A 1371-nucleotide genomic window follows, 5' to 3' on the forward strand; every position below is an offset into this window, starting at 1 on the left:
ACCTGGCTGGCCGAGCAGGAAGCCAACGCCAGCACGCTGTTTGGTACCTTGCGCTACGGCTTCTCACCCGCGCTCAAACAGGCGTTGCATCAAGAGGCCGACGCGCTATTGAACGGCCTTGGCGACGTCACCAACCTCGCCACGCGCATTGGCGAACTCAATGGTGCCCTCAATCACCAAGGCTTTGCCGACAAGCCGTGGATGAAGGCGCTGAAGCAACCTGTTCAAGGTACCTTCAAGGCTCTCGGCGAACTGGCCAGCGGCGCAGGCAAGGCAACGCTCGAGAGCATCCTGCTGGCCTGGGTGCCCATCGACAGCCCCATGGCCCTTGGCAAACAGCAGAACATCGTCGCATTGCTTCGCACCCTGTTGATTGGCCAGATTTTGCTTGATTCGAAGGCGCGTATTGCAGTCGATCAACAGGTATTCATCAAACTAAAAGAGTGGACCCGCGGGTGGCAGGTACTCAACAAGCAGATCAGCGATATCCGACGCAGTTGGCTATATCCGAACGCCTACAACACACGCCAAAGCACTGCTCGCAACCTGCACGCCCATAAACAGAAACTGCGCGTCCACGAACTGAGCATCCCCGCTCTGCTCGACTTCCAGAACAACGAATACGCCAAATTACTGCAGGACGAGATTCGCCAGTACTTCCAGTCCGGCAAAACCCTGGCCAAGGACTGGCTGGCCCAAGCCAAACGCTGGACAGACCGACTCGGCGGCACTGCGGGCTCGATCACCTGGGGTGTGATCATGCTCAATTTCATCAATACCGCGCTCACTTACCGGGACGTTACTCGTGATGGAGACTTCAGTGCCAAGGATATTGGCAAGGTCACGTATGGACTGGGGTACAGCTTCAATCTGTTGATGGCGGTGTTTGTTGAAGCGCCATGGAGCGTCATCAGGGATGCGACGCCTAGTGCGTATTGGAAAGCCAAGGGAAATGTAACCTGGGCTGATGCAATACGAGGGTTCAGGGTTTCGATGGTGGCAATGGGTGGGTTTGGGGTAGCGGCTGCTGCTTTAGAAGTCTTGGATATCCAAAATGACCTAACGCAAGCCAAGACTTCCGAAGAGAGGATAGCGATGCAGGTAAAATTTGCATCAGTGCTCATGATGGGAGCAGGCAGTGCCATTCAATTAATTGCGGGGCTTTTTCCATCAATCACCATCACTGCTGTGGCGATGAGTCCGTGGTTTAGTCTGACTTTACTGCTTATAGGTGCAGTGTACCTATTCGCTACAACGGCCTTAAACTACTTCAAGCAGGATAGTATAGGTTGGTGGTTGCGAAGATGCTGCTGGTCCAAATCGATGGGAGTATCAGTTTTTTTGTGTTCGGGCTGGTTAGGGCCTGCCGTC

1 pseudogene is annotated in these 1371 nt (G+C 54.3%); it reads left to right on the forward strand.

Annotated elements, in window-relative coordinates:
- A pseudogene (locus AO068_RS25175) lies at positions 1 to 1371 on the forward strand (hypothetical protein); the annotation flags it as partial.

The sequence above is a fragment of the Pseudomonas sp. ICMP 3272 genome (assembly GCF_001466905.1).
Classification (GTDB): Bacteria; Pseudomonadota; Gammaproteobacteria; order Pseudomonadales; family Pseudomonadaceae; genus Aquipseudomonas; species Aquipseudomonas amygdali.